This is a genomic window from Microbacterium memoriense, assembly GCF_025398275.1.
In the GTDB taxonomy this organism is placed as follows: Bacteria; Actinomycetota; Actinomycetes; order Actinomycetales; family Microbacteriaceae; genus Microbacterium; species Microbacterium memoriense.
In genome coordinates this window covers 1-5,442 of sequence record NZ_JAODOR010000018.1, presented here as the reverse complement: position 1 = coordinate 5,442, position 5,442 = coordinate 1, and the positions used below count along the sequence as shown (strand labels likewise).

The window sequence follows — 5,442 nt, the reverse complement described above, 5'->3', positions numbered from 1 at the left end:
CATTTCGGTGGGGTGAGATTCCTTTGGATCAAGTCCAGTCCTTCTTCCGGAGGGGCTGGCGTTATGGATTGTCAGTGATGGCATCCTTTTGGTCAGTTCAAACTCGCGGATTCGAGCCTATTCCGGTTCGTTGATGCAAAATTCTTTTACGGAGAGTTTGATCCTGGCTCAGGATGAACGCTGGCGGCGTGCTTAACACATGCAAGTCGAACGGTGATGCCAAGCTTGCTTGGTGGATCAGTGGCGAACGGGTGAGTAACACGTGAGCAATCTGCCCTTGACTCTGGGATAAGCGCTGGAAACGGCGTCTAATACTGGATATGAGCTGTGGCCGCATGGTCGGCAGTTGGAAAGAATTTCGGTCAAGGATGAGCTCGCGGCCTATCAGCTTGTTGGTGAGGTAATGGCTCACCAAGGCGTCGACGGGTAGCCGGCCTGAGAGGGTGACCGGCCACACTGGGACTGAGACACGGCCCAGACTCCTACGGGAGGCAGCAGTGGGGAATATTGCACAATGGGCGCAAGCCTGATGCAGCAACGCCGCGTGAGGGACGACGGCCTTCGGGTTGTAAACCTCTTTTAGCAGGGAAGAAGCGAAAGTGACGGTACCTGCAGAAAAAGCACCGGCTAACTACGTGCCAGCAGCCGCGGTAATACGTAGGGTGCAAGCGTTATCCGGAATTATTGGGCGTAAAGAGCTCGTAGGCGGTTTGTCACGTCTGCTGTGAAAACTGGAGGCTCAACCTCCAGCCTGCAGTGGGTACGGGCAGACTAGAGTGCGGTAGGGGAGATTGGAATTCCTGGTGTAGCGGTGGAATGCGCAGATATCAGGAGGAACACCGATGGCGAAGGCAGATCTCTGGGCCGTAACTGACGCTGAGGAGCGAAAGGGTGGGGAGCAAACAGGCTTAGATACCCTGGTAGTCCACCCCGTAAACGTTGGGAACTAGTTGTGGGGTCCATTCCACGGATTCCGTGACGCAGCTAACGCATTAAGTTCCCCGCCTGGGGAGTACGGCCGCAAGGCTAAAACTCAAAGGAATTGACGGGGACCCGCACAAGCGGCGGAGCATGCGGATTAATTCGATGCAACGCGAAGAACCTTACCAAGGCTTGACATATACGAGAACGGGCTAGAAATAGTCAACTCTTTGGACACTCGTAAACAGGTGGTGCATGGTTGTCGTCAGCTCGTGTCGTGAGATGTTGGGTTAAGTCCCGCAACGAGCGCAACCCTCGTTCTATGTTGCCAGCACGTAATGGTGGGAACTCATGGGATACTGCCGGGGTCAACTCGGAGGAAGGTGGGGATGACGTCAAATCATCATGCCCCTTATGTCTTGGGCTTCACGCATGCTACAATGGCCGGTACAAAGGGCTGCAATACCGTAAGGTGGAGCGAATCCCAAAAAGCCGGTCCCAGTTCGGATTGAGGTCTGCAACTCGACCTCATGAAGTCGGAGTCGCTAGTAATCGCAGATCAGCAACGCTGCGGTGAATACGTTCCCGGGTCTTGTACACACCGCCCGTCAAGTCATGAAAGTCGGTAACACCTGAAGCCGGTGGCCCAACCCTTGTGGAGGGAGCCGTCGAAGGTGGGATTGGTAATTAGGACTAAGTCGTAACAAGGTAGCCGTACCGGAAGGTGCGGCTGGATCACCTCCTTTCTAAGGAGCACTGCACTCTTCGGAGTGACAGAGCCGGTTTCGGGACGAATGTTCTCGACCGGAGCTCATGGGTGGAACATTTGACAAGGTGTCGAGGATCGGATCTTCGAGTTAGTACGGCCTTCGGGTTTGGAACGCTGGGGGGCGAGGGAGTCGGCATATGCACGCTGTTGGGTCCTGAGGGACCGGATGACCTCGTGAGGGGTTTGACGAATCTCAGGACCTTGTCTGGCTGCCCGTGAGGGGTGGTTGGGGGAGGTACCGCCCGTACTTTGAGAACTACACAGTGGACGCGAGCATCTTCGAGCCGGCCTTTTGGCTGGTTCGTAATAGATGATCTTAAAGATCATTAGTCAATTTCATGTCGGCCGTGAGGCCGATGTCGATTCTGATAAAACTCATGTGAATCAAGTCTTTAAGAGCAAACGGTGAATGCCTTGGCATCTGGAGCCGAAGAAGGACGTAGCAATCTGCGATAAGCCTCGGGGAGTGGATAAGCACACTGTGATCCGAGGGTGTCCGAATGGGGAAACCCCGCTGGGCGGCGTGCCGACCTAGTGACTCCCGCCTGAATATATAGGGCGGGTAGAGGGAACGTGGGGAAGTGAAACATCTCAGTACCCACAGGAAGAGAAAGCAACCGCGATTCCGTTAGTAGTGGCGAGCGAAACCGGAACAGGCTAAACCGAGTACGTGTGATATCCGGCAGGAGTTGCGTATTCGGGGTTGTGGGACTTTTCAGGTTGCTCTGCCGAGCAGCCGGCGTTACAAGAAGGTATAGACGAACCGCATTGAAAGGCGGGTCATAGAGGGTGACAACCCCGTAGTCGAAATGCTTCTCTTGGCGCGAAGAGTATCCCAAGTATCACGGGGCCCGAGAAATCCCGTGTGAATCTGTCAGGACCACCTGATAAGCCTAAATACTCCCAGATGACCGATAGCGGACAAGTACCGTGAGGGAAAGGTGAAAAGTACCCCGGGAGGGGAGTGAAATAGTACCTGAAACCGTTTGCTTACAAACCGTTGGAGCAGCCTTAGTAGCTGTGACAGCGTGCCTTTTGAAGAATGAGCCTGCGAGTTAGCGATATGTGGCGAGGTTAACCCGTGAGGGGTAGCCGTAGCGAAAGCGAGTCTGAATAGGGCGATTCAGTCGCATGTCCTAGACCCGAAGCGAAGTGATCTATCCATGGCCAGGTTGAAGCGACGGTAAGACGTCGTGGAGGACCGAACCCACTTAGGTTGAAAACTGAGGGGATGAGCTGTGGATAGGGGTGAAAGGCCAATCAAACTTCGTGATAGCTGGTTCTCTCCGAAATGCATTTAGGTGCAGCGTTGCGTGTTTCTTGCCGGAGGTAGAGCTACTGGATGGCCGATGGGCCCTACAAGGTTACTGACGTCAGCCAAACTCCGAATGCCGGTAAGTGAGAGCGCAGCAGTGAGACAGTGGGGGATAAGCTTCATTGTCGAGAGGGAAACAACCCAGACCACCAACTAAGGTCCCAAAGCGCGTGCTAAGTGGGAAAGGATGTGGAGTTGCCTTGACAACCAGGAGGTTGGCTTAGAAGCAGCCACCCTTGAAAGAGTGCGTAATAGCTCACTGGTCAAGTGATTCCGCGCCGACAATGTAACGGGGCTCAAGCACGCCACCGAAGTTGTGGCATTGACATTATTGGTAGGCCTTCGTGGTCCAGCCGTGTTGATGGGTAGGAGAGCGTCGTGTGGCCAGCGAAGCGGCGGTGTGAACCAGCCGTGGAGGCTACACGAGTGAGAATGCAGGCATGAGTAGCGAAAGACATGTGAGAAACATGTCCTCCGAAAGACCAAGGGTTCCAGGGTCAAGCTAATCTTCCCTGGGTAAGTCGGGACCTAAGGCGAGGCCGACAGGCGTAGTCGATGGACAACGGGTTGATATTCCCGTACCGGCGAAGAACCGCCCAAGCTAATCCAGTAGTGCTAAGTATCTGAATCCCTGTGATGGATCCCTTCGGGGTGAAGCTCGGGGCCTAGCGTACGACCCCATTCTGGTGCGGTTAGCGTATTAACAGGTGTGACGCAGGAAGGTAGCCCAAGCCAGGCGATGGTAGTCCTGGTGCAAGTGCGTAGGCCGAGTCGTAGGCAAATCCGCGACTCATACAGGCTGAGACACGATGCGGATAAAAAGTGGGTGATCCTATGCTGCCAAGAAAAGCATCGACGCGAGGTTCAAGCCGCCCGTACCCCAAACCGACTCAGGTGGTCAGGTAGAGAATACCAAGGAGATCGAGAGAATCGTGGTTAAGGAACTCGGCAAAATGCCCCCGTAACTTCGGGAGAAGGGGGGCCTTCGGCGTATAGGGATTTACTCCCAAAAGCGTTTGGAGGCCGCAGAGACTAGTGGGTAGCGACTGTTTACTAAAAACACAGGTCCGTGCCAAGTCGCAAGACGATGTATACGGACTGACGCCTGCCCGGTGCTGGAAGGTTAAGAGGACCGGTTAGCCGCAAGGCGAAGCTGAGAATTTAAGCCCCAGTAAACGGCGGTGGTAACTATAACCATCCTAAGGTAGCGAAATTCCTTGTCGGGTAAGTTCCGACCTGCACGAATGGCGTAACGACTTCCCAACTGTCTCAACCGCGAACTCGGCGAAATTGCATTACGAGTAAAGATGCTCGTTACGCGCAGCAGGACGGAAAGACCCCGTGACCTTTACTATAGCTTTGTATTGGTGTTCGGTGTGGCTTGTGTAGGATAGGTGGGAGACTGTGAAGCGTGGACGCCAGTTCATGTGGAGTCATTGTTGAAATACCACTCTGGTCACTCTGGATATCTAACTTCGAACCGTAATCCGGTTCAGGGACAGTGCATGGTGGGTAGTTTAACTGGGGCGGTTGCCTCCCAAAAAGTAACGGAGGCGCCCAAAGGTTCCCTCAATCTGGTTGGCAATCAGATGGCGAGTGTAAGTGCACAAGGGAGCTTGACTGTGAGACTGACAGGTCGAGCAGGGACGAAAGTCGGGACTAGTGATCCGGCAGTGGCTTGTGGAAGCGCTGTCGCTCAACGGATAAAAGGTACCTCGGGGATAACAGGCTGATCTTGCCCAAGAGTCCATATCGACGGCATGGTTTGGCACCTCGATGTCGGCTCGTCGCATCCTGGGGCTGGAGTAGGTCCCAAGGGTTGGGCTGTTCGCCCATTAAAGCGGTACGCGAGCTGGGTTTAGAACGTCGTGAGACAGTTCGGTCCCTATCCGCTGCGCGCGCAGGAAATTTGAGAGGATCTGACCCTAGTACGAGAGGACCGGGTTGGACGAACCTCTGGTGTGTCAGTTGTTCCGCCAGGAGCACCGCTGATTAGCTACGTTCGGGATGGATAACCGCTGAAAGCATCTAAGCGGGAAGCCGGCCTCAAGATGAGATTTCCATGCCTTCGGGCGAGAGGCTCCCAGCCAGACTACTGGGTTGATAGGCGAGATGTGGAAGCGCGGTAACGCGTGAAGCTGACTCGTACTAATAAGCCGATGACTTGATAACACACCGTTTTTGGTGCTTGCGTCCACTGAGTGGTTCTCGATGTACGGTCGAGAACCGCATGACATTCATTTGTTATGCTGATTGAAACATCAATAGTGTTTCGGCGGCCATAGCGTGAGGGAAACGCCCGGTTACATTCCGAACCCGGAAGCTAAGCCTCACAGCGCCGATGGTACTGCAGGGGGGACCCTGTGGGAGAGTAGGACACCGCCGGACTTCTTTCGTGAAAAGGCCACCCAAGGTTGGGTGGCCTTTTCTCGTTAAC

General features: G+C 54.5%; 3 rRNA genes. All 3 read left to right on the top strand.

Annotated elements, in window-relative coordinates:
* Window positions 1-145: 145 nt before the first annotated feature.
* The 3 genes from N4R40_RS13010 to rrf all read left to right on the top strand — a co-directional run bounded on the left by N4R40_RS13010 (window position 146) and on the right by rrf (window position 5,393).
* Window positions 146-1,667 (top strand): 16S ribosomal RNA (locus N4R40_RS13010).
* 405 nt (window positions 1,668-2,072) lie between these two features.
* A 23S ribosomal RNA gene (locus N4R40_RS13005) occupies window positions 2,073-5,177 on the top strand.
* Between the two features lie 99 nt (window positions 5,178-5,276).
* A 5S ribosomal RNA gene (rrf, locus tag N4R40_RS13000) occupies window positions 5,277-5,393 on the top strand.
* Together the 16S, 23S and 5S rRNA genes form the textbook arrangement of a ribosomal RNA operon.
* Window positions 5,394-5,442 lie beyond the last annotated feature (49 nt).